The sequence below is a fragment of the Mesorhizobium sp. P3_B5 genome (assembly GCF_056402815.1).
Genome location: NZ_JBFUGR010000005.1, coordinates 383399 through 406133, shown reverse-complemented (window position 1 = coordinate 406133; position 22735 = coordinate 383399). Strand labels below are relative to the sequence as shown.

26 protein-coding genes are annotated in these 22735 nt (G+C 63.3%); 7 read left to right on the top strand and 19 right to left on the bottom strand.

Annotated elements, in window-relative coordinates; genetic code table 11:
* Positions 1-36: 36 nt before the first annotated feature.
* From clpA to AC1DVW_RS16210, 4 genes are all read right to left on the bottom strand, one after another.
* Complete coding sequence (gene clpA, locus AC1DVW_RS16225) at positions 37-2508, bottom strand: ATP-dependent Clp protease ATP-binding subunit ClpA (RefSeq protein ID WP_477247137.1); 2472 nt, start codon at positions 2506-2508, stop codon at positions 37-39.
* A gap of 6 nt (positions 2509-2514) precedes the next feature.
* Positions 2515-2844, bottom strand: a complete 330-nt coding sequence (gene clpS / locus AC1DVW_RS16220; protein WP_477247207.1) for an ATP-dependent Clp protease adapter ClpS — start codon at positions 2842-2844, stop codon at positions 2515-2517.
* 275 nt (positions 2845-3119) lie between these two features.
* Positions 3120-3449: a phasin family protein gene (locus tag AC1DVW_RS16215; RefSeq protein ID WP_477247139.1), complete on the bottom strand. Its 330-nt coding sequence runs from the start codon at positions 3447-3449 to the stop codon at positions 3120-3122.
* 150 nt (positions 3450-3599) lie between these two features.
* Positions 3600-3863, bottom strand: coding sequence for a hypothetical protein (locus AC1DVW_RS16210; protein WP_477324392.1), 264 nt, complete (start codon positions 3861-3863; stop codon positions 3600-3602).
* On the opposite strand from AC1DVW_RS16210, the gene AC1DVW_RS16205 reads away from it, so the two are divergent.
* Positions 3790-5181: a D-alanyl-D-alanine carboxypeptidase gene (locus tag AC1DVW_RS16205; protein ID WP_477324388.1), complete on the top strand. Its 1392-nt coding sequence runs from the start codon at positions 3790-3792 to the stop codon at positions 5179-5181. The two genes, AC1DVW_RS16210 and AC1DVW_RS16205, sit on opposite strands and share 74 nt — an antisense overlap.
* Positions 5182-5227: 46 nt before the next feature.
* Here the strand turns inward: AC1DVW_RS16205 and AC1DVW_RS16200 are convergent, their stop codons facing one another.
* The 4 genes from AC1DVW_RS16200 to AC1DVW_RS16185 form a co-directional block, all read right to left on the bottom strand.
* On the bottom strand, positions 5228-5926 hold the full coding sequence (locus AC1DVW_RS16200; RefSeq protein WP_477324294.1) for a DnaJ domain-containing protein: 699 nt from the start codon (positions 5924-5926) through the stop codon (positions 5228-5230).
* Positions 5926-6657, bottom strand: a complete 732-nt coding sequence (locus AC1DVW_RS16195) for a vWA domain-containing protein (protein ID WP_477324292.1) — start codon at positions 6655-6657, stop codon at positions 5926-5928. Before AC1DVW_RS16195 ends, AC1DVW_RS16200 begins: the two co-directional genes overlap by 1 nt.
* 83 nt (positions 6658-6740) lie before the next feature.
* Positions 6741-7178, bottom strand: a complete 438-nt coding sequence (locus AC1DVW_RS16190; protein ID WP_477324290.1) for a DUF1489 family protein — start codon at positions 7176-7178, stop codon at positions 6741-6743.
* Positions 7179-7258: 80 nt separating this feature from the next.
* Positions 7259-8662, bottom strand: a complete 1404-nt coding sequence (locus AC1DVW_RS16185) for an L-serine ammonia-lyase (RefSeq protein WP_477269618.1) — start codon at positions 8660-8662, stop codon at positions 7259-7261.
* Positions 8663-8831: 169 nt separating this feature from the next.
* Here AC1DVW_RS16185 and AC1DVW_RS16180 point away from each other — a divergent pair, with 169 nt between their 5' ends.
* On the top strand, positions 8832-9551 hold the full coding sequence (locus tag AC1DVW_RS16180) for a DUF599 domain-containing protein (RefSeq protein ID WP_477247149.1): 720 nt from the start codon (positions 8832-8834) through the stop codon (positions 9549-9551).
* Here AC1DVW_RS16180 and AC1DVW_RS16175 read toward each other — a convergent pair.
* From AC1DVW_RS16175 to AC1DVW_RS16140, 8 genes are all read right to left on the bottom strand, one after another.
* Positions 9524-10321, bottom strand: a complete 798-nt coding sequence (locus AC1DVW_RS16175; RefSeq protein ID WP_477324288.1) for a YdcF family protein — start codon at positions 10319-10321, stop codon at positions 9524-9526. The genes AC1DVW_RS16180 and AC1DVW_RS16175 overlap by 28 nt on opposite strands.
* Before the next feature lie 10 nt (positions 10322-10331).
* Positions 10332-10859, bottom strand: a complete 528-nt coding sequence (locus AC1DVW_RS16170) for a hypothetical protein (RefSeq protein ID WP_477247153.1) — start codon at positions 10857-10859, stop codon at positions 10332-10334.
* A gap of 1 nt (position 10860) precedes the next feature.
* Positions 10861-12426, bottom strand: coding sequence for an amidase (locus AC1DVW_RS16165; RefSeq protein ID WP_477247155.1), 1566 nt, complete (start codon positions 12424-12426; stop codon positions 10861-10863).
* Positions 12426-12881 (bottom strand): GNAT family N-acetyltransferase, encoded by a 456-nt coding sequence (locus AC1DVW_RS16160; protein ID WP_477324286.1) that lies wholly within the window; start codon positions 12879-12881, stop codon positions 12426-12428. Before AC1DVW_RS16160 ends, AC1DVW_RS16165 begins: the two co-directional genes overlap by 1 nt.
* 7 nt (positions 12882-12888) lie before the next feature.
* Entirely contained in the window at positions 12889-13176 is a 288-nt protein-coding gene (gene gatC / locus AC1DVW_RS16155) for an Asp-tRNA(Asn)/Glu-tRNA(Gln) amidotransferase subunit GatC (protein ID WP_095793007.1), read from the bottom strand.
* A 75-nt stretch (positions 13177-13251) separates the two neighbouring features.
* A complete protein-coding gene (locus tag AC1DVW_RS16150) occupies positions 13252-14109 on the bottom strand; it encodes a radical SAM protein (protein WP_477324284.1) in 858 nt (285 codons plus the stop codon).
* 55 nt (positions 14110-14164) lie between these two features.
* Entirely contained in the window at positions 14165-14581 is a 417-nt protein-coding gene (locus tag AC1DVW_RS16145) for a hypothetical protein (RefSeq protein ID WP_477324282.1), read from the bottom strand.
* Between the two features lie 37 nt (positions 14582-14618).
* Entirely contained in the window at positions 14619-15326 is a 708-nt protein-coding gene (locus AC1DVW_RS16140) for a metal-dependent hydrolase (RefSeq protein WP_477324280.1), read from the bottom strand.
* A gap of 123 nt (positions 15327-15449) precedes the next feature.
* Between AC1DVW_RS16140 and ruvX the strand changes: the two genes are divergently transcribed.
* Complete coding sequence (ruvX, locus tag AC1DVW_RS16135) at positions 15450-15956, top strand: Holliday junction resolvase RuvX (RefSeq protein ID WP_477324278.1); 507 nt, start codon at positions 15450-15452, stop codon at positions 15954-15956.
* On the opposite strand, the gene AC1DVW_RS16130 is transcribed toward ruvX, so the two are convergent.
* The 3 genes from AC1DVW_RS16130 to AC1DVW_RS16120 all read right to left on the bottom strand — a co-directional run bounded on the left by AC1DVW_RS16130 (position 15874) and on the right by AC1DVW_RS16120 (position 18538).
* Positions 15874-16215, bottom strand: a complete 342-nt coding sequence (locus AC1DVW_RS16130; RefSeq protein ID WP_477269601.1) for a DUF6105 family protein — start codon at positions 16213-16215, stop codon at positions 15874-15876. The genes ruvX and AC1DVW_RS16130 overlap by 83 nt on opposite strands.
* Positions 16215-16775 (bottom strand): hypothetical protein, encoded by a 561-nt coding sequence (locus AC1DVW_RS16125; RefSeq protein WP_477269599.1) that lies wholly within the window; start codon positions 16773-16775, stop codon positions 16215-16217. The genes AC1DVW_RS16130 and AC1DVW_RS16125 overlap by 1 nt, the downstream gene beginning before the upstream one ends.
* Before the next feature lie 134 nt (positions 16776-16909).
* A complete protein-coding gene (locus tag AC1DVW_RS16120; protein ID WP_477324276.1) occupies positions 16910-18538 on the bottom strand; it encodes a DNA alkylation response protein in 1629 nt (542 codons plus the stop codon).
* A 178-nt stretch (positions 18539-18716) separates the two neighbouring features.
* Here AC1DVW_RS16120 and AC1DVW_RS16115 point away from each other — a divergent pair, with 178 nt between their 5' ends.
* From AC1DVW_RS16115 to dprA, 4 genes are read left to right on the top strand one after another with little or no spacing between them, the layout of a single operon-like run.
* Positions 18717-19682, top strand: a complete 966-nt coding sequence (locus AC1DVW_RS16115) for an aspartate carbamoyltransferase catalytic subunit (RefSeq protein WP_477247172.1) — start codon at positions 18717-18719, stop codon at positions 19680-19682.
* Positions 19679-20965, top strand: coding sequence for a dihydroorotase (locus AC1DVW_RS16110; RefSeq protein ID WP_477324274.1), 1287 nt, complete (start codon positions 19679-19681; stop codon positions 20963-20965). Before AC1DVW_RS16115 ends, AC1DVW_RS16110 begins: the two co-directional genes overlap by 4 nt.
* Before the next feature lie 46 nt (positions 20966-21011).
* Positions 21012-21593, top strand: a complete 582-nt coding sequence (gene plsY, locus AC1DVW_RS16105; protein WP_477247175.1) for a glycerol-3-phosphate 1-O-acyltransferase PlsY — start codon at positions 21012-21014, stop codon at positions 21591-21593.
* Positions 21590-22723 (top strand): DNA-processing protein DprA, encoded by a 1134-nt coding sequence (dprA, locus tag AC1DVW_RS16100; protein WP_477324272.1) that lies wholly within the window; start codon positions 21590-21592, stop codon positions 22721-22723. The genes plsY and dprA overlap by 4 nt, the downstream gene beginning before the upstream one ends.
* Positions 22724-22735 lie beyond the last annotated feature (12 nt).

The following is a 22735-nucleotide window of genomic DNA, read 5'->3' as shown; positions in this document are numbered from 1 at the left end:
GCCCCGGGACCGGGGCCTTTTTTACGGGCGAACTGATCAGTTCTTGCGGGGCAGTTGCGGTACCAGGCTGCGCTTGCCGCCATCCTTGCCCTTGGGCTCCGGCTTCTGCGCCACCAGCTTCCTTACCGCCGGCTTTTTCGCCAGGGCCTTCTTCTGCTTGGGCGCGTCTTCCGGCTCTTCCCTCTTCGGCTTGACCGGCGCTTCGTCGGCGAGCGATTCGAGCTTCAGGCCGGTTTCTCCGGTCTCCTTCTTCTCGACGGTGACGCGCACCGTGCCGCCCTTCTTCAGCTTGCCGAACAGAACCTCGTCGGCGAGCGGCTTCTTGATGTGCTCCTGGATGACACGGCCAAGAGGCCGGGCACCCATGCGCTCGTCATAGCCCTTGTCGGCCAGCCAGGCGATCGCGTCCGGCGACAGGTCGAAGGTGACGCCGCGTTCGGAAAGCTGGGCCTCGAGCTGCATGACGAACTTCTGCACCACCTGATGGATGACCGGCACCGGCAGCGAGCCGAACGGGATGATCGCATCGAGACGGTTGCGGAACTCCGGCGTGAACAGCCGGTTGATCGCCTCGACATCGTCGCCTTCGCGCTTGGTCGACCCAAAGCCGATCGCCGCGCGCTGCGCATCGGATGCGCCCGCATTGGTGGTCATGATCAGGATGACATTGCGGAAGTCGATCTGCTTGCCGTTGTGGTCGGTCAGCTTGCCGTGGTCCATGACCTGCAACAGGATGTTGAACAGGTCCGGATGCGCCTTCTCGACTTCGTCCAGCAACAGCACGCAGTGCGGATGCTGGTCGACGCCGTCGGTCAACAGGCCGCCCTGGTCGAAGCCGACATAGCCGGGAGGCGCGCCGATCAGCCGCGAGACGGTGTGGCGTTCCATGTACTCCGACATGTCGAAGCGGATCAGTTCGACGCCGAGCGAGGCGGCGAGCTGCTTGGCCACTTCGGTCTTGCCGACGCCGGTCGGGCCAGAGAACAAATACGAGCCGATCGGCTTTTCCGGTTCACGCAGGCCGGCACGCGCCAGCTTGATCGCCGATGTCAGCGCGCTGATGGCGGTGTCCTGACCGTAGACGACGCGCTTCAACTCGATATCGAGGCCTTGCAGCACCTTCTCGTCGTCGGCCGAAACCGTCTTCGGCGGAATGCGGGCCATGGTGGCGATCGTCGCTTCGATCTCCTTGATGCCGATGGTCTTCTTGCGCTTGGCTTCCGGCACCAGCATCTGCGAGGCGCCGGTCTCGTCGATCACGTCGATTGCCTTGTCCGGCAGCTTGCGGTCGTTGATGTAGCGCGCCGACAGCTCCACCGAGGCCTTGATCGCCTCGTTGGTGAACTTCACCTTGTGGAATTCCTCATAATAGGGCTTCAGGCCCTTCATGATCTCGATAGCGTCCTCGATCGTCGGCTCGTTGACGTCGATCTTCTGGAAGCGCCGCACCAGTGCGCGGTCCTTTTCGAAGAACTGGCGGAACTCCTTGTAGGTGGTCGAGCCGATGCAGCGGATGGCGCCTGACGACAGTGCCGGCTTCAACAGGTTCGACGCGTCCATGGCGCCGCCCGATGTCGCCCCTGCCCCGATCACGGTGTGGATCTCGTCGATGAACAGCACGGCGCCCGGATAATCCTCGAGCTCTTTGACGACCTGCTTCAGCCGTTCCTCGAAATCGCCGCGATAGCGGGTGCCGGCCAAAAGCGTGCCCATGTCGAGCGCGAAGATGGTGGCGTTGTGCAGCACTTCGGGAACGTCGCCCTCGACGATGCGCTTGGCGAGGCCTTCGGCGATCGCCGTCTTGCCGACGCCGGGATCACCGACATAGAGCGGATTGTTCTTGGAGCGGCGGCACAGCACCTGGATGGTGCGGTTGATCTCGGACTCGCGGCCGATCAGCGGATCGATCTTGCCAGCCTTGGCCTTGTTGTTGAGGTTGACGCAATAGGCGGTCAGCGCGTCCTGCTGCTGCTTCTTCTTGCCGCCTTCCTCTTGCGGCTCGGAGCCGTTCTGGCCGTTGCCCTGCTCATCGTCGGCGCCGCGCGGCGAGCGCGTTTCCGAGGCGCCGGGACGCTTGGCGATGCCATGCGAGATATAGTTGACCGCGTCGTAGCGGGTCATCTGCTGTTCCTGCAGGAAATAGGCGGCATGGCTCTCGCGCTCGGCGAAGATGGCGACGAGCACGTTGGCGCCGGACACTTCCTCGCGGCCGGACGACTGCACATGGATTACCGCGCGCTGGATGACGCGCTGGAAGCCGGCCGTCGGCTTGGAGTCCTCGTCGTAGCCGGTGACGAGATTGTCGAGTTCGGTATCGATATAGGTGAGAACCGTGTGCTTGAGTTCATCGAGATCGACATTGCAGGCGCGCATGACGGCGGCCGCCTCGGTGTCGTCGATGAGCGCGAGCAGCAGATGTTCAAGGGTTGCGTACTCATGGTGCCGCTCATTGGCGAGCGTCAGCGCCTGGTGGAGCGCCTTTTCCAGGCCTTGGGAGAAAGCCGGCATGTTACCTCACTTCTTCTCCATCACGCATTGCAGCGGATGCTGATTCTGTCGGGCGAAATCCATGACCTGGGACACTTTGGTCTCGGCCACCTCGAATGTATAGACCCCGCACTCGCCGACCCCATGATTGTGAACATGAAGCATAATGCGTGTGGCGGCTTCGCGGTCCTTCTGGAAAAAGCGCTCCAGCACATGAACCACGAACTCCATGGGCGTGTAGTCGTCGTTGAGGATGAGGACCCGATAAAGGCTGGGCTTCTTGGTCTTGGTTTTTGTGCGCGTGATGACGGCCGTACCGCGACCGGCCTCATTGCCGTCGCCGTCGCCACTTTGCATCCGCGCCACTCGTCTCGTGGCAGTCAAACCGATCGTCACGTATTCCTGCCTCTTTCGAATCCCCATGCGAGTTCGACATGTAGGTGTTCGATGGACGATTTTAAGCCCTTTAGGTTAGCTGACAATATGGCTAGGTGGCCAAACTTGGCTGATTTTCAAAATCGTGAAGGTGAGAAGCCCGCAATTTGGACCCGGCATGAAAAAACCCGGCCGCGTGTTCGCGACCGGGTCTGATTCACAGGCCCGAAAGGCCGTTTTCGCACTGACTGGCGAAATTACTTCGCCTTGGCGACGATCGATTCGAACGGCTTGTAGGCTTCCTTGGCGAGTTCGGCGTAGAGATCGCCAAACTTGGTGGCCTCGGCGACGAAGCTCTCATAGGACTGCTTGGCGTAGTCGGACTGGATCTCGATCGCCTTTTCCAGCGACTTGGCCGAAATGATCTTCTCGACCGCGGCGCTGCCGGCTTCGAAGCTCTTCTTGGTGTATTCGCCTGCCTCGGTGGCAATCGCCTGGGCGCCCTTCGAGAGCGAGGCGAAGCTCTTCAATCCGGTGTCGGCAAGGTCTTTGCCGTATTTGCTGAAGTCCTCATAGGTCTGGGTCATTTCACGCTTCCCTTGGGTTGAGGCGCCCTTGCCTGAGCGCTTTTGTGCAATGCACGTCAATATATTGTGCGCTGCACAAAAAGTCAACATTTCTCCGGCTGCGAGGCCTCGGCTGCGCCGGCAATGGCTAAAATTCGAATAAAGAGAGGTTCAAGCCCGAAGAAAATGGTGAACGCGACGGTTACCATAAACGGATTGGTAACGCTGGCCACGGTAGTTTGGCAGGAAGTGAGGCAGGACCCTTTGCAGCCTCCGACGCAACGAAAATTCAAGGGAAGTATCAGTGCGTAAGGCGTTGTCGGGCTTCGTTTCCAAATCCGCGTTCTCTCTCAAAACGATCATGATCGCCGCTTTGGCGATGTCATTCGTCGTCGCGGACGTTGCTTCATCGATGGCAGCCAAATCGGCGGCCATCGTCGTCGATGCGAAAACCGGCAGGGTGCTTTATTCGTCCGATGCCAACGGCCGGCGCTACCCCGCCTCGCTCACCAAGATGATGACGCTTTACCTGACCTTCGAAGCGCTGGCGAAGGGCAGGATCAGCAAGAACACCCCGGTGCCATTCTCGGCCAATGCCGCCGCGGAGCCGCCGACCAAGCTCGGCGTCAAGGCTGGCGGCTCGGTCAGCGTCGAGACGGCAATCCTGTCGATGGTGACCAAGTCGGCCAATGATTCAGCCACCGCGCTGGGCGAAATGCTCGGCGGCAATGAAGCCAGCTTCGCCAAGATGATGACTGCCAAGGCGCGGCAGCTTGGCATGAACGGGACGGTTTTCCGCAACGCCAACGGCCTGCCCAACCCCGGCCAGTTCACCACTGCCCACGACATGGCGATGCTCGGCATCGCGTTGCGAGAGCATTTTCCGCAGTATTACGGCTATTTCTCGCAGCGTTCGTTCCTCTACGGACGCCAGCGCATCAACGGCCACAACCGGCTGCTCGGCCGCATCAAGGGCGTCGACGGCATCAAGACCGGCTATACCCGCGCCTCCGGCTTCAACCTCGTCTCGTCGGTTTCCGATGGCAACCGCCGCCTCGTTGCCGTCGTCATGGGCGGCACCTCTGGCCGTAGCCGCGACAACCAGATGGCCGGGCTGATCAACGCCTATATGCCGAGGGCATCGACCCGCGGCGACGGCGCCTTGATCGCCAAGGCCGGCGGCGACAATCCGATCAAGGCGCTGGCCAAGGTCTTGCTGCCCAAGCACGACGCGCCGACGCCCGACGACAAGCCGGTGGTTGAAGACGATGCCGTGGCGTCCAACGACGATCCGACAGCTACGGTTGCCGAAGCTACGGTTGCCGACGACGCGACGGTTGCCGAGGACGACAGCGACGCCGTGGTCGAAGAGACCACGTCCGTCGTCAAGACCAGGAAGGTCAAGACCGTCATCGTGAAGGCGCCCCAGGTTGAAACGGCGCAAGTGGTGGCGGCCTACGCCGAACCCACTCCGGCGGTCGACCCGGTCAACACCGCGTCGGTGCCGTCCGGTTGGGCGGTGCAGGTGGCATCTTCGCCCAAACAGTCCGAAGCGCAGGCTTTCCTCGACAAGACGGCCAAGCAGGCGCCGAAGATCCTGGCAGCTGCCTCGGGCTTCACCGTCGCTTTCGACAAGGACGGCGAGACCTATTATCGCGCCCGCTTCGGCGGTTTCGGTTCGAAGGATGCCGCCTGGAATGCCTGCACAGCTTTGAAGAAGAAGAAAATCGCCTGCTACGCCGTCCAGCAATAGGCCGGCGTGGAAGATATCTCCCGGAAATTTTTTGCGTCGAAGGAGACTAGTTGTGATTGGAGAGCAAGACGTCCTTGGCTTCGTTAATTCGCGCCGCCAGGAAAGACGTGCCACCGATATCGGGGTGCAGGCGCTGCATCAGGCGGCGGTGCGCCTTGCGGACATCCGCCGCGGCGGCCCCCGCTTCAAGACCAAGGACCTTGTAGGCCTCCTCCTTAGTCATGGCGCCCGAACCTGGCGCAACACCCAGCCCTTCGCCACCGTTCGTCTCAGCGTCTTTGCGCCAGACGGGAAATCTGCCGTCAAGATACGTCTCTAGCAGCTGACGGCTCTCCGGGTCACCGGGGAGTTCGCGGTAGAGCTGCTGCAGTTCGGCCAGGCCCATCGCGCCCAGCATCTTGCCCTCATGGCGGCCGGCCAGCACAAGGCCCTCCAGACCGCCAGTATCGTGATCAAGCTCCATTTCCAGCGCCGCGGTGCGCACCGTCGAGCGCTTGCCCGGCGCCGGCTTTGCCGTCTGCCGTTTCGTCCGCAGCGAACCATACCAGGCAAAGGCCCCGGCCAGGATGACGCCGGCGATGGCTTCGCGGCCGACAACAAGCACGGCGACGCCGACCAGCGCCAGAAGAACCGGCCCAACCGTGCGCATGCCGCTCGCCAGTTTTTGCGGGTCGGCGCGCAGGAAGATGATCACCGCGCCCAGAAGCACCAACAGAAATGCAACGAATGAGATAATTGCGCCCATCAGTTCCCGCCGCCCCTGAGATGCTCGATCATCAGCCGGTCTTCCGGCCTGCCCCTGGCTTCGAGCGCCTTCAGCCCGCCGGTCGCGAACACCGCAACCGCCGAAAGCAGTCCCGCCAAGGTCGCGGCAGCCCGCCGATCAAATCGGAACCAAGCCCCTTTGGACAACCGCGCGATCTCCTTGAACGCTTGTTCTGCGCCGGAATCATGACCTTCCTGAAAGACGAAGACAGGAACGCCATGCAGGCCGAGACTGCCGGCCTTTTCGGCGAGGTCGTCGATATTCTCTTCCATCGCATCGCCGATATAGACCAGCGCGTTGACCTTGGCCGTGGCCGTCTGTTTCAGCGCATGCGTCAGCACCTTGCCGATCTGGGTATGGCCGCTGCGGCATTCGATCCGCGTCATCAGCTGCTTCAAGGCATTGGTGTCGGTGACGAAAGCCGACGAACGGCACTCGCCAAGGCCGCGAAAATAGACCAGCTGGACGCTGAGCTTCCCGGCCTTGCCGACGGCGTCGAACATCTGGCCCTGCAGCTCACAAGCGAGATCCCAGGTCGGCTGCCGGCTCATCGTCGCGTCGAGCGAAAGGATCAGCCGGCCCGAACCCGTAGCCGACACAGCAAGCGTCCTTGCCTGACGAAGAAAGGCTTCGATCTCGCCGGCATTGGATTGAGGTTTGACCGGCGCGGGATTGGCCCGTGCGGGCACGGGCTGCTTCTTGTCGCTCATGAAAACAAGATGTGGCGTTGTTCGACCGCTTGCAAGCCCTGCCCAGGGCAACATTGGGGGCCAGAGGCTTGGATTCGCTGGGATCAGAGCAGGCCGAGATCGGCAAGCTCGCGCCGCAGTTTTGGCGGCATCTCGATCAGCCCGGCCTTGCCCTTGCCGAGATCGAGCGGCGCATCGGCAGGTTTGAGGTAACGCCAGCCCTGGAAGGCGCGGCGCGGCTGCCAGTCGGTGCGCACGACCTCCGGGTCGAGCATCAGATGGCAGCGGCCGATGCCTTCGTCGTCGGTAAAGGGACGGATTTCGGTAATCAGCTGGCGGCACTGGACATTGCCCTTGATGACCCAATAGAGCGAACCGCCGTCGGTAACCTCGGCGCCACGCGTCGGCACCATGCGGGTTGTGTGCCAGTGTTCGGCCGGCTCGCCGGCGCGGCGCCGCTCATCGAGGCGGAAGGCGATCCACTCTTCGAGGTCCTCGACGCTGTCGCAGCCGACACAGAGTTTTAGGAGATTGAGAGCCATCGCTTAAGGTTTAGTCCGGCGCGCGGAGGCGTCAACGGCCATGCCCGACTTCTCCACAGCACCAGTGTGGGCCAGAGCCCTCAGCACTCCACGACATTGACGGCGAGCCCACCAAGGCTGGTTTCCTTGTACTTCTCGTTCATGTCGAGGCCAGTCTGGCGCATGGTCTCGATCGCCGCGTCGAGCGGCACGAAATGGACGCCGTCGCCCTTGATGGCCAGCGAGGCGGCGGTCACCGCCTTGACGGCGCCGAGAGCGTTGCGCTCGATGCACGGCACCTGAACCAGCCCACCGACCGGGTCGCAGGTCATGCCGAGGTGATGCTCGAGCGCGATCTCGGCGGCGTTCTCGACCTGCTCTGGCGTGCCGCCCATGACGGCACAGAGGCCTGCCGCGGCCATCGCCGAGGCCGAACCGACCTCGCCCTGACAGCCGACTTCAGCGCCGGAGATCGAAGCATTGGTCTTGATGATGCCGCCGACGGCCGCCGCCGTCAGCAGGAAATCGCGGATGCTGGGCTGGTCGGCCTCGGGATGGAAATGCAGCCAGTAGCGCAGCACAGCCGGCAATGTACCCGCCGCACCATTGGTCGGCGCGGTGACGACGCGGCCGCCGGCGGCGTTCTCTTCATTGACCGCCATGGCGTAGATCGACAGCCAGTCATTGGCGAGCAACGGGTTTGGCTTGTTCTGCTGCCACTGCTCCTGCAGCTTGTCGTGCAGCATGCGCGCGCGCCGGCGCACTTTTAGCCCGCCCGGCATGATGCCGTCCTGCGACAGGCCGCGATCGATGCAGCCTTTCATGGCGCTCCAGATGCCGTCGAGCCCGGCGTCTAGCGCCTCGCGCGTCATCTGCGTCTCCTCGTTGACGCGCTTCATCTCGGCAATGGAAAGCCCGCTCTTGGCCGCCATCTTCAACATCTCGACGGCGTTCTTGAAGGGATAAGGCACTTTCTTGCCTTCTGTCGTCACCGACCCTTTCACCTTCATCCGCTGCAGCTCTTCTTCCGAAACGACGAAGCCACCGCCGATCGAATAATAGATGCGCTTGAGCAGCAGGCGGTCGCCGGCATCATAGGCGTAGAACGCCATGCCGTTGGCGTGGCCGGTGAGCGGCGTTTTCCTGTCGAGCACCAGGTCCGTCGCCGGATCGAAGCGATAGGAAGGATGACCGGGCGGCGAAATCCGCTTGTCGGCGGCGATGCGTGTGGCGATGCCGTCGGCCTGATCAGGGTCGACCGTCTGCGGCGTCAGGCCGGCAAGACCAAGCACGACAGCGCGATCCGAGCCATGGCCGATACCCGTGTAGGCGAGCGAGCCGTGCAGGCTGGCGCCGATGCGATCGACCTTGACGCCGGCCGGACGCGGCCAGTCATCACCCAGGATCTCGTCGAGAAACCGGGCCGCCGCCGTCATCGGTCCCATCGTGTGCGAACTCGACGGTCCGATGCCGATCTTGAACAGGTCGAAAACCGAAAGGAACACGCTGCGCTGTCTCCGGGAGTGCGATCAAGGACTCCATATAGGAATTCTCATAATGTTTCCGCTCTTTTGAGGAGCGCGGCGCAGCACCAGCCGACCTTGTTTGCTCCGGCAGCGACACGGTCGCGATCGACCATCGAAGCAGCCCCGCTGCTTGTGGTAAAAGCAACGCATGGGCGATTCCTTCCACCTGTCGACGGCCGATCTGGCGGCGCTGGCTTTCTTTCTCCTCGTGTGGGTGCTGCATACGCTCGCCTCCGACGGAAAGCTGGTCAGTCGCGTATCACTGACGACGGCGATGAATGCGCAGCGCGAAGCCTGGATGCGAACCATGGCCGAGCGCGAGATCCGCATCGTCGACACCGCCATCATGAGCGGCCTGCAGCAAGGCACCGCCTTTTTCGCCTCCAGCTCGCTGATCGCGCTCGGCGGCTGTTTTGCGCTGCTTGGTGCCTCCGACCAGGTTCTGTCGGTGCTGAGCGACCTGCCCTTGGGTGGCGCGCCGTCACGCGCGGCCTTCCAGGTGAAAGTGTTCGGACTGGTGCTGATCCTGGCCTTTTCGTTCTTCAAGTTCGGCTGGGCGTACCGGCTGTTCAACTATTGCTCGATCCTGATCGGCGCGGTGCCGATCCCGCATGGCGAAGCGTCACAAAATCCGGTGACGCAAACGGCGGTGTGGCGCGCGGCGCGCATGAATATGCTGGCCGGCAAGCACTTCAATTCCGGCCTGCGTGGCGTGTTCTTCTCGATCGCCTATCTCGGCTGGTTCGTCGACCCGATGGTGTTCGTGCTGTCGACGCTGCTGCTGCTGGCAGTGCTGGTGCGCCGCCAGTTCTTTTCAGCGGCGCGGCAAGCCGTGATCGGTCAGCCGCCGGGGCCTGGAAAAGGCTGATCGATACGGCCCGACAGCCAATAGGCGAAGAGGCCGATCCACTCACGGATGGCCATGGTGGTGACCTGCAGTGAATCGGCGGGGTTGTCGCGGAACAGGCCGATGCCTTCCCGCCCCGAGGTGCGGTAGTCGACCGGCCAGGGAACGGTTGCAAAGCCTGATTTGTCGAACAGCGCCTTGGCGCGTGGCATGTGGAAGGCCGATGTCACCAGCAGCCAGGTTTCGCCGGGCTTCGGCGTCACCAGCCCCTTGGTGAAGACGGCGTTCTCGTAGGTGTTTCGAGATTTGTTCTCGAGGATCAGGCGGTCGGCGCTCACGCCAAGGGCGGTCAGCAGGCGTRGTGCGGTGGTGGCATCGCCCTCGCCATCGAGAAACAGTTCGCCGGTGCCTCCGGATACAACCACCTTCGCCTCTGGAAAATGCCGCGCCAGTATGGCCGTCTCGACCATGCGGTCGCCGCCGGAGTTCAATTCATAGCCGCCGCGCACCAGATTGATCGCGCCCTCAAAACCGCCGCCGAGGACGACGATGCCGTCGACCTCGTCCGGCATAGATGGCTTGGGAAAGCGCTCTTCGAGAGGATTGAGCATCATGGCGCCAAGCGAGGTCCAGGCTGACAGCGCGAGAATGAGGAAGGCGAACACGCTGCCCGTCGCCGCCCATCGCCGGCGGCCGACCACCGCCGCGAGCAAGCCTGCCAGCAGCAGGAAAATCGCCAGGTTGAGTGGCTGGACGAAAAACCAGAAGATCTTGGAGAGATAGAAGAACATTGCCTGCCTATCACCAGTTCAAACTTTGACGGCCGATGAAGTGCTCGATCGCACTCGCCACATCTTCCGCCTCCGGACGGCTCAATTCCCTGCCGAAATCAAGCGAGCCATTCGCGTTGGTCAAGCGCATGACTTCCGACAGTCCGGCTTCATCCGTTGGGTAGGTATGATCGAGGATTTCGACCTTAAGGTGCCCTTTCAAGGGCAATGCCGAACGATTTTGCAAAGAACCCCTGACCTCGCGCGCAGCTGCGGTGTTGGTTAGCCGCAGGGTTTCCTTGCCGAACACCAGCCAGACAAAATCCTTGCCGAGGAAATAGGTGAAGAGGGCAATGACCGCCACGAACGACAGCAGGCCGATAGTGCCGCTGGTGATCGTCGCAGGCGACGTGTCTCTCAATCCCATGTAGCCGGTGTAGGCTACGATCGAGGCCCCTATCAGGGCAAAGCCTGTCCTGAAATCGGAGGTGCGTGGCGGGTTGGTGATCAGCAGTTCGTCTCTCGTCTCGACGATGGAAATACGAGACGAGGGCGGCATCCTACCACCACTTCTCCGGCTGAAATGTGCCGGCCGCCTGCTCGATGACGGCAGCGGTCTGGAACAGGGTTTCCTCGTCGAAGGGCCGGCCGATGAGCTGCAAGCCGAGCGGCAGGCCCTTGGCGTCGAGCCCAGCGGGCACGGCGATGCCCGGCAGGCCGGCCATGTTCACGGTCACCGTAAAAATGTCGTTGAGGTACATTTTCACCGGATCGGCGGCCATGTCTTCGTCGGCGATACCGAAGGCGGCCGATGGCGTCGCCGGGGTCAGGATCACATCGACGCCGGCGGCGAAGACGTTTTCAAAATCGCGCTTGATCAGGTTGCGCACCTTCTGCGCTTGCAGATAGTAGGCGTCGTAGTAGCCGGCCGACAGCACATAGGTGCCGATCATGATGCGGCGCTTGACCTCGCGGCCGAAACCGGCGGCGCGGGTCTTTTCATACATGTCGACAATGTCCTTGCCCGGCACGCGCAGGCCGTAGCGGACGCCGTCATAGCGAGCGAGGTTGGACGACGCTTCGGCGGGCGCGACGATGTAATAGGCCGGCAGAGCGTATTTGGTGTGCGGCAGCGAAATGTCGACGATCTCGGCGCCGGCGTCTTTCAGCCAGGCAATGCCCTTCTGCCACAGCGCCTCGATCTCTTCCGGCATGCCGTCGACGCGGTATTCCCTGGGGATGCCGACCTTCATGCCCTTCATCGGCTTGCCGATCGCCGCCTCGTAGTCCGGCACCGGCCGGTCGACCGAGGTGGTGTCTTTTGGGTCGACGGAAGCCATCGACTTCAACAGGATCGCGGCATCGCGCACGTCGCGGGCGATCGGCCCGGCCTGGTCGAGCGACGAGGCAAAGGCGACGATGCCCCAGCGCGAGCAGCGGCCATAGGTCGGCTTGATGCCGACCGTGCCGGTGAAGGCGGCGGGCTGGCGGATCGAGCCGCCGGTATCAGTTGCGGTGGCGCCGGCGCACAGGAATGCCGAGACCGCGGAAGCCGAGCCGCCCGACGAGCCGCCGGGCACCAGCTGCGCGTTGTCCAGCGTGCGGGCCGTCTTGGTGCCGCCAGCGGAGACAAAGCCGCCATCGCCCTGATGCGTGGTCGGCATCACCAGCGTGTCGAGGCGCGAACGCCGCCACGGGTTGACGACCGGGCCGTAGTAGGAAGTCTCGTTGGACGAGCCCATGGCGAATTCGTCCATGTTGAGCTTGCCCAGCATGACAGCGCCGTCGGCCCACAGATTGGCGGTCACGGTCGATTCGTAGCGTGGCTTGAAGCCGTCCAGCACATGGCTGCAGGCCTGGGTGTGGACGCCCTCGGTGCCGAACAGATCCTTGATGCCGAGCGGGATGCCTTCCAGAGAACCGCCCTCGCCCTTCGCCAGTTTGGCGTCGGAGGCCTTGGCCATGTCGCGCGCCTTGTCGCCGGTGACGACTATATAGGCGTTGAGCGCCGGGTTGGCGCGCTCGATCGCCGAGAGATAGGCCTCAGTGATCTCGGCGGCGGTGATCTCCTTGGCGCGCAATTTGGCACGGGCCTGCGAAATCGTCAGCTGGGTCAGGTCGCTCATCAAAGGCTCTTTTCATAAAACACCGACCATTCGGAATCGGGATAATCCAGCACCGGGCCGCAGCGCGAGAAGCCGGCACGTTCGTAGACGGTCCACGCCGCCGGATGGCGGTCGCCGGTTTCCAGCACCAGACGCTTCAACCCTTCGTCGCGGGCCAGCGCTTCGACACGCTCGACAATCTTCGCGCCGATCTTGCGGCCGCGATGCGAAGGCCGCGTGTACATGCGCTTGACCTCGCCGACGGTGCTGTCGTGGCGCTTCAGCGCGCCGCAGCCTATGGCCAGGCCATTGTCGCGGGCGATGAAGACGGTGGTGTCCTCGCCGGCCATCTGCTCGACGGTCAAATGATAGCAGTGCTCGGGCGGCGTCAGTTCGAGCAGCGTCGCGTTGAGCTCCTCGACAAGCCCGCGCACATCGTCCTGCAGCGGCGTCTCAATGGCGATCTCGATTGCCATTAGCCGCTTACTCCACGACCTTTGGCACCAGGAAGAAATTCTCTTCGGTGGCCGGAGCGTTGGCGACGATATCGGCGGCCTTGCTGCCATCGGTGACGACGTCCTGGCGCTTCTTCATCTCCATCGGTGTCACCGAGGTCATCGGCTCGACGCCGGAAACATCGACCTCGTTCAACTGCTCGACGAAGCCGAGAATGGCGTTCAGCTCGCCGGTCATGCGCTCGGCATCCTCCTCGCTCACCGCAATGCGGGCGAGACGCGCAACGCGCTTCACTGTCTGAAGATCAACGGACATATTTGTCGCCTTTGGGAAAACCAGCCCGCGCTATAGCGGCGCGGCGCAGCCTACGCAACTGCATCGTGTCGGGGTTCAGGTCGCGATGCCGACGCGGTTCTTCGGCATGCGCAGCGGGATGGGCAATTCAAAAAGGCGTTTCTCGGTTGAACACATGCCGCAGGCCGCCTCGTCTTCCAGCGCGGCGAAGGCCTTCAACGCCGCCCGCGAGCAGCCGGGCGCAAGCGGTTTGTAGGCAAGATAGGGATCCCATTTCTCGGAAAGGCGATATTTCGCCTTCTGCATCGGCAGATAGGCCAGCGGCGCACATTTCCAGATGCTGCCGTTGTAGAGCTGTTTGCAGTGGCGGGCCGGACAGACCTCCCAGCTGGCGCGAACGTCACCATCGTCAAAGGGCAGCATGGTGTCGCCAAAGCCTTCATAGCGCCGGGTCCAGTTCTTGCTCGACGGGTTGATTATGGCGGCCACGCCATGGTCTCGCCGCCACGTCTCCAGCAAGGCGAAGATCGGTTTCAGTTTCTCTGTGTATTCCAGCGAATCATGATGGATGGAGATGACCAAATGCGCCCTGGGATCGGCGGCGAGGATGGCCGGCAACGTCGGATGGCGGTGCAGAAAGAAACCGTTGCTGATGATTTCGATGCGCGCCCGCGGCCAGTGCCGCCGCACCAGGCCGACAAAACGCGGCAGTTCGGGATGGATCGTCGGCTCGCCGCCCAGCAGCTTGAACAGCGTCACCGATACGCGCTTGCTCCAAAAACCCATCCAGCGATCGGCCTCTTCAAGGGAGACCGTGCCGGCGTGGGCATGGTTGGAATAATGCGAGCAGCTCTCGCATGTCAGGTTGCAACCATGCGCAACGTGCAGTTCCAGCGTCTGGAAGACGGGTCGCTCCAGACCGAGAAGCGACCGCGCCCATTTCAGGATGGCCATAGGGTCACGCTATCACGCCGCATGCGTTGTATCGTCCTCTCCCAGAGCATTCATCCTATGGCAAAGCCACACCGTCGCAGAGGAAATAGCTGCCGCCATTGCCGCTCTGCTCACCTTCGTCGGCAACCGGGCGAACCGAAACCAGGTCGATCTGGCTCGCGTTCATTTGGGTAACAGACAAAACATCGGGAAAGACATTGTCCGGCTCCTGGCAGAGGGCGGTCACCACCCAGCTGGGCGCACTTTTCGCCTTGGCGATCTGGAGGAACTCGCAACTGTATTCGACGCTTTCCAGGCCGCGCGCCGACAGCACGACGTTGCCGGCATCGATCACGGTCTGCAAAGTATCCTTCTTGGCCTGCGCGCAAAGCTCCTTGGACTGCAGATAGACGCCCTCGATGAAATCTTCCGCGGCGGCCGCGGGACAGGCCGCAACCAACATCGAGATGCAAAGAGATTGTCTCAAAGCCATGGTTTTATTCCATTTTTTCGATAAACTGTGTCTCACTCTACAACGTGATGGTCTGGCCTATTTTCGGCAAGGCGACCTCAACACCCGATCCATCCAGTCCGGCCACGAACTTTTCAGCGGTCTGGTCGATGATCGGGAACGTGCCGAAGTGACAGGGTACCACCGTATCGAAGCCGAAGAAACGCCGGCAGGCAAGGGCTGCCACGGCACCGCCCATGGTGAAGCGGTCGCCGATCGGCACGATGCCGATCTTCGGTTCGTGCAGTTCGTTGATCAGCGCCATGTCGGAGAAAATGTCGGTGTCGCCCATATGGTAGAGCGTCTTGTCCTCGGGGAAATGCAGGACCAACCCACCGGGATTGCCGAGATAGACGTTCTGGCCACCCTCGATGCCAAACGACGAGGAATGCAGCGCCTGGACGAAGGTGGTGGTGAAAGCGCCGCAATCGACGGTGCCGCCGAGATTGCCGGGATTGATCCTGTCGCCGCTGACGCCCTTGCCGACCAGGTACATGCAGATCTCGTAGTTGGCGACCAACTGGGCGCCGCTCTTCTTCAGCACCTCCACCGCGCCGCTGACGTGATCATTGTGGCCATGGGTCAACAGGACGTGGGTGACGCCTTCCGCAGGACCTTCCCAGCCGCCCGTCCATGACGGATTGCCGATCAGATAGGGGTCGATAAGGATGGTGGCGCCTTCGGTCTCGACGCGAAAGGCCGAATGTCCGTACCAGGTCAATTTCATCAATGCATTCCTCGATTTTTGCCGTGCCAAAGGATAGAACGCCGGCAGCCTTGAGATCAAAGGGTTACTGTGTCCGTTGCGCGTTTGACAAAACACGTGGTGGTGAAGGGCGAAGGAAGACCGTTGGGCATCATCAGCATCGAGGAATTGCCAACCCGGCTCGCTGGCGGCAAGACGCTGGCCGGGCTCGACCTCGGCGACAAGACGATCGGCGTCGCCGTTTCCGACCGCGGCTTTTCCTTCGCTCACCCGCGCCCGGTCATCATGCGCAAGAAGTTCTCGCTGGATGCAGCGGCGCTGCTTGCCCTGCTGCAGAAGGACAATGTCGGCGCTTTCGTGCTCGGCCTGCCGGTCAACATGGATGGGTCGGAAGGTCCGCGGGCGCAGAAATCGCGCGCCTTCGTGCGCAACATGGCAGGCATAACCGACTTGCCCTTCGTGCTTTGGGACGAGAGGCTGTCGACGGTCGCGGCCGAGCGGACGCTGATCGAAATGGATTTCTCGCGCAAGAAGCGCGCCGGCAAGATCGATTCGGCGGCAGCCGCCTTTATTCTGCAGGGAGTCCTTGACCGTCTTCAGTCGCTCGCGGCAAGCGCTCGGACGCAACCGGATCCATCCACTGGGTCCTGATCCAGGCGGCAATATTGCGGCGGCGGCGGAACGCCCACAGGGCCATCAGCAAGAACCCGTCGAAAACACAAGCTCTTGCGACCATGCCGGGAATGATTGCCGGATCGATGCCCAGCATCTGACCATAGAGCTGAAACACGAGGTCATGCAGTTGCCGGCTGAGCATGACATAACCGAAATTGATGTCATTGAGCGAAAGGTAGAACCAGCCCCAGAACAAAGCCATGGGGGCCGCCCAGAGCGCGAACAAAGTGCGCATCAGCGGCCATCCTCCAAGTTGGTGTTCGATCGACTGGAAATGCGCGACAGCAACGAGCCGTGCGCCGCGCCCCTGGCCATGACATGTGCCGCGGCACGGATTTCGCCGTCGGCAGCAACCGCGGTCGCAAATGCCGCGCGCCGCTCGGCAAGCATGGCGACATAGGACGCCAGAAGGGCTGCCAATTGCACGGCGACAACCATGAACAGCCCTTTGATGCCTTGCGCGGCGCCGCCGATCAGGATCAGCGACAGCACGCCTGAGGCGGAAATGAAGGCGATGCGCACCACGCTGTCGGCGGCATCTGGATTGGCCGCGACGTTAACCAAGGTCTCGACAAAGGCCCAGCAGAACAGCACCGCCACGACCAGCAGCGCGACGGCCAGCGGCGCCACGACGGCAGCGTTTTCGAGATCAGCGAAACGTGTGTCCTGGACGGCGACGCCCAGCACGCCGAGAGCAGCCGCAACACCGCGGTTTCCATCGATGCAGATGAACGCCAGCAGGGCGAAAACGGCTGCCCAGTGCAATGCCAGAAAGGAGGTCAGAATATGCCGCATGGAGTCCCTGCCTTGGTAGCAAAGACAGTGGGCTTTGCCGCTCGCCGCCGCAATGGAAACCATTTGTTAAGGTTAACGGCCGTCCACAGGTGCGCGAACTTTTTTGGCGTCTTCGTGCGCCCCTTGGGTCCTGCCTAGTTCACCGGCGGATAGAGCGTGTCGATGATCATGCGCGCATCGTGGCGTGAATCGAGCATGCCGTAGGTGTTGCGCCACTGGCCTGCGAGCCGCGTTTCGACGAAGGCATCGGCGATCCGCCCTGCCCCCAGCCTGCGAAGCTCAGCAGCCGCAGCCGACAGCGCCAGTTGCTCGGTCAAAAGACGGGCCGAACCTTCATCGGTCGCGGCGACCTGGATTGCCGCCTTGAGCACGCTGATTGTGCCGCGTCCACCGGCGCCGAGATCGCGGTCGATGCCGGCCAGCACGTCCTCGAACAGGCCCGGCGCGCGGCCAAGCACGCGCAGCACGTCAAGCGCCATGACATTGCCGGAGCCTTCCCAGATGGCGTTGACCGGGGCTTCGCGATAGTAGCGGGCGAGTGGCGCTTCCTCGACGTAGCCATTGCCGCCGAGGCATTCCATCGCCTCGTAGAGCAGCGGCGGCGCGATCTTGCAGACCCAGTATTTGACGACCGGCGTCATGGCGCGGGCAAACGCCGCCTCGCCGCGATCGCTGGCCGCCTCGTCGAAAGAGCGCGCCAGCCGGAACGACAGCGCCGTGGCGGCGGCGACATCGAGCGCCATGTCGGCCAGCACGCGCTGCATCAGCGGCTGCTCGATCAGCGGCGAACCGAACACCTGGCGATGACGGGCGTGATGGACAGCCTCGGCCAGCCCTGCCCGCATGATCGCCGACGAGGCGACGGCGCAGTCGAGCCTGGTCAGTGTGACCATGTCCATGATCGTCTTCACGCCGGCGCCGGGCTCGCCGACCATCTCGCCGATGGCGTTGACGAATTCCACTTCCGAAGAGGCGTTGGAGCGGTTGCCGAGCTTGTCCTTCAGTCGCTGCAAGCGAAAACCGTTGCCCGATCCGTCGCCCAGTATGCGCGGGACGAGAAAACACGAAAGACCTTCCGGCGCTTGCCCAAGCACGAGGAACGCGTCCGACATCGGCGCCGACATGAACCATTTGTGGCCGGTCAGGCGATAAAAGCCGCTGCCGGCGCGCTCAGCCCTGGTGATGTTGGCGCGCACATCGGTGCCGCCTTGCTTTTCGGTCATGCCCATGCCGAGCGTCAGCCCGGTCTTTTCCACCGGCGGCTTCTGGCTCTGGTCGTATTTGCGCGTCGTCACGCGCGGCGCCCATTCGCGAAACAGCTTTGGGCTGGCCATCAATGCGGCGAGCGAAGCGCTGGTCATTGTGATCGGGCACAGATGCCCGGTCTCGAGCCCGGCGGTCAGGTAGAAGCGGGCGGCGCGCACCTGATGGCGGCGGCCGATCTCGGCGTCGCCATTTTCCCAGATCGAGGAATGCAGGCCGTTGGCGACCGAGCGGCGCATCAGCGCATGATAGGCGGGATGGAACTCGACCTGGTCGATCCGGCGGCCCTGGCGGTCATGGGTCCTGAGCTTCGGCGTCTCGGCGTTGGCGAGGCGGGCGAGCTCCTGCGCCTCATGCGTCAGCACGAAACGGCCGAGGCCGTCGAGATCCTTGCGTACCGGATCGGAAAAGCGCTCGGCGAGCTGGATCAGCAACGGATCGCCGCGCCAGGCGTTGCCGCCTGCCAGCGGCGGCGGCTGGTTGGTCACGTCGTCGGTCACGCCCAATCCTTCTATCGGCAGAAAGGCCCTTATCGTCAGAAGGCCACGAATCCGAAGCCATCTGCTAGATATAGCCGAAGCCAGGCGGCGCGCGCGACGAAAATACCGGGGAGAAAGGCTTCAATCCAAAGCTGGTGCTTGCAGCCGGGAAATCTCCACCCTATAGCAGCGCCTTGAGATGACCGACGCTTCGTCCCTGCCACTCTATCCCCACCGCCATCTTCTGGGCATCCGCGATCTTTCCCCCGCCGACATCGAGCTGTTGCTCGACCGCGCAGACCGGGCGGTCGCGATCTCTCGGCAGTCCGAGAAGAAGACCTCGACGCTGCGCGGGCGCACGCAGATCAACCTCTTCTATGAAGCCTCGACCCGCACGCAGTCGTCGTTCGAGTTGGCAGGAAAGCGGCTCGGCGCCGATGTCATGAACATGTCGGTGGCGAGCTCTTCGGTGAAGAAGGGCGAGACGCTGATCGACACGGCGATGACGCTGAACGCCATGCGCCCCGACATATTGATCATCCGCCACCAGTCGGCGGGTGCTGCCGCCCTGCTGGCGCAAAAGGTCGGCTGTTCGGTGGTCAATGCCGGCGACGGCGCGCATGAACACCCGACACAGGCGCTACTCGACGCGCTGACCATCCGCCGCGCCAAAGGACCGCTGTCGAAGCTAATCGTGGCGATCTGCGGCGACATCCTGCATTCGCGCGTGGCGCGCTCCAACATCATGCTGCTCAACGCGCTTGGCGCACAAGTGCGTGTCGTCGCGCCTTCGACGCTGCTGCCCACCGGCATCGAAAAAATGGGCGTCATCGTCACCCGCTCGATGGCCGAAGGCCTCAAGGGCGCCGATGTGGTGATGATGCTGCGCCTGCAGCGCGAGCGCATGGAAGGCGCCTTCGTGCCATCGGTGCGGGAGTATTTCCGCTATTTCGGCCTCGATGCCGAGAAACTGAAGGCGGCCAAGGATGGCGCGCTGGTCATGCATCCCGGCCCGATGAACCGCGGCGTCGAGATCGCCTCGGAAATCGCCGACGGCCCGCAGAGCGTCATCCAGGAACAGGTCGAGATGGGCGTTGCCGTGCGCATGGCGGTGATGGAGGCGCTGCTCGATCCGCGCCGCAACCATGAGGGCCGCGGCGCATGAGCACAACGGTCTTCAGCCGCGCCCGCATCATCGACCCGTCGCGCGGCGTCGACGAGACAGGCACGGTCATTGTCGACGGGAAAAAAATCCTTGCCGCCGGCAAGGCCGCCCTGAACCAGGGCGCACCGGAAGGCGCAATCGTCATCGACTGTACGGGCAAGGCAATCATTCCCGGCCTGATCGACGCTCGCGTCTTCATCGGCGAACCCGGCGGCGAGCACCGCGAGACCATCGCTTCGGCCAGCGTCGCGGCCGCCGCCGGCGGCGTCACCTCGATCGTCATGATGCCCGACACCGATCCGGTGATCGACAATGTCGCCCTGGTCGAATTCGTGCTGCGCACCGCCAAGGACACGGCCATCGTCAACATTTTTCCGGCGGCGGCGATCACCAAGGGTCTCGCCGGCCGCGAGATGACCGAGTTCGGCCTGTTGCGCGAGGCCGGTGCCGTCGCTTTCACCGACGGACGCCACACCATATCCAGCGCGCTGGTGATGCGCCGGGCGCTGACCTATGCGCGCGATTTCGGCGGCGTGATCGCGCATGAGACCCAGGACGCCGATCTCGCCTCATCAGGGGTGATGAACGAAGGTCTCTATGCCAGCTGGCTCGGCCTTGCCGGCATTCCCCGTGAGGCCGAATCGATCCCGCTGGAGCGCGATCTGGCGCTGGCGCGGTTGACACGCGGCGCTTACCACGCGGCCAAGATTTCGACGGCGATGGCGGCGCAAGCGGTGACGCGGGCGAAAGCCGACGGCGCCACTGTCACGTCGGGGGTGGCCATTCACAATCTGTCGCTCAACGAGAACGACGTCGGGGAATACCGCACCTTCTTCCGGCTGACACCGCCGCTGCGCGCCGAAGAGGACCGGCTGGCGATGATCGAAGCGGTCAGGGACGGCACGATCGACATCATCGTCTCCTCGCATGATCCACAGGACGTCGACACCAAGCGCCTGCCCTTCGCCGACGCGGCAGCCGGCGCCATCGGTCTGGAAACGCTGCTGGGGGCGGCGCTGCGGCTCTATCACAATGACGACGTAACGCTGCTCAGGCTGATCGAGACCCTGTCCACTGCGCCGGCAAAACTGTTTGGCCTGCCCGGCGGCACGCTGAAGCCGGGGGCGGCCGCGGATCTGGCGCTTGTCGATCTCGACGAGCCGTGGATCGTTAGCGAAAGCGGCATTCGCTCGCGCTCGAAAAACACCTGTTTCGAAGGCGCGCGCCTGCAAGGCAAGGTCTTGCAAACGCTGGTTGCGGGACGCACAGTGTTTTCGGCATAGGTCGGCTGCGCCGATCCGCAGGACCACGAAATACGGGGGGGAAACAATGGGTTACGTCCTGGCGCTGGTGTTCGGCTATCTGCTCGGCTCGATCCCGTTCGGGCTGTTGATCACCCGTGCTGCCGGCCTCGGCGATGTGCGCAAGATCGGCTCCGGCAATATCGGCGCCACTAACGTGCTGAGAACGGGCAGCAAGGGGCTGGCCGCCGCGACGCTGCTGCTCGATGCGCTGAAAGGCACGGCGGCCGTGCTGATCGCAGGTCATTTTGCGCCTGAGCTTGGGCTCTGGGCCGGTCTCGGCGCCTTTTTCGGCCATCTCTTTCCGGTCTGGCTCGGCTTCAAGGGCGGCAAGGGCGTGGCCACCTATCTCGGCGTGCTGATCGGCCTTGCCTGGCAGGTGGCGCTGATCTTCGCCGTCGTCTGGCTGGCGATGGCCTTCCTGCTCCGCTACTCGTCGCTGGCAGCGCTGACGGCGGCGGTCGTCGTGCCCATCGCGCTTTACTTCCTGAGCACGCCGCAGACTGCAGGGCTGTTCCTGGTGATGAGCCTGATCGTCATCTTCAAACACCGGGAAAACATCTCACGGCTTCTGGCTGGCAGCGAGGGCAAGATCGGAGCCAAGGGGTGAGCAAGCCTGCCGGGCCGCGCCTCAGCGACCGGCAGCGGCTGAGCTGGCTGCGGCTGATCCGCACGCAAAATGTCGGCCCGGCCTCCTTTCGCGGCCTGATCAACCGTTTTGGCTCGGCTGAGGCGGCACTGGAGATGCTGCCCGAGCTGATGATTTCCGGCGGCGCCAAAAAGATCGTTCGCATTCCTTCCCTTGCCGAGGCCGAGGCGGAGCTGGAGGCGGCCGGCCAGGCCGGCGCCCGCTTCGTCGGCATCGGCGAGGCCGACTATCCGCCGCTCTTGAAAAACATGGACAATCCGCCGCCGCTGCTGGCGGTCAAGGGCGAAGGCGCGGTGTTCCGGCTGCCGGCGATCGCCATTGTCGGCGCCCGCAACGCCTCGCTGGCCGGCATCAAGATGGCGCGGATGCTGGCGGCCGATCTCGGCCGCGACGGCTACAGCATCGTCTCGGGCCTCGCACGCGGCATCGACACGGCTGCCCATCAAGGCAGTCTTTCGACCGGCACCGTCGGCGTGCTGGCCGGCGGCCTCGATCTCCCCTACCCGCCCGAGAACATCGGACTGTGCCATGAGATCGCCGAGCGCGGCGGCGCCATCGTTTCCGAAATGCCGTTCGGCTGGCAGCCGCGGGCGCAGGATTTCCCGCGGCGCAACCGCCTCGTCGCAGGCATGGCACTGGGGCTGGTCGTGGTCGAGGCGGCACAGCGCTCCGGCTCGCTGATCAGCGCCAGGCTGGCCGGCGAGATGGGCCGGCTGGTCTTTGCCGTCCCCGGCTCGCCGCTCGATCCACGCTGCGCCGGCACCAATGGCCTGCTCAAGGACGGCGCCACGCTGGTCACCGAGGCATCCGATGTTTCCGGCGCCATCGCGCCACTGGCCGGTTCGCGGGCGCCAAGGACAGCGCCGCTGGAAGAGCCGCCCGACTTCTCGGCAACGCCACCGCCGGGCGAGGACGAGCGAACCGGTGTGCTCGAAGTGCTCGGGCCGACGCCGGTGGCGGTGGACGAGATCATCCGCCATACCGGCCTCCACGCCGCCCAGGTTTCCATGGTGCTTCTGGAACTCGACCTTGCCGGCCGACTCGAGCGCCACGCCGGCGGGAATGTCTCGCTGGTTTTCCAAGGCTCTTGATATCCGTCAGCC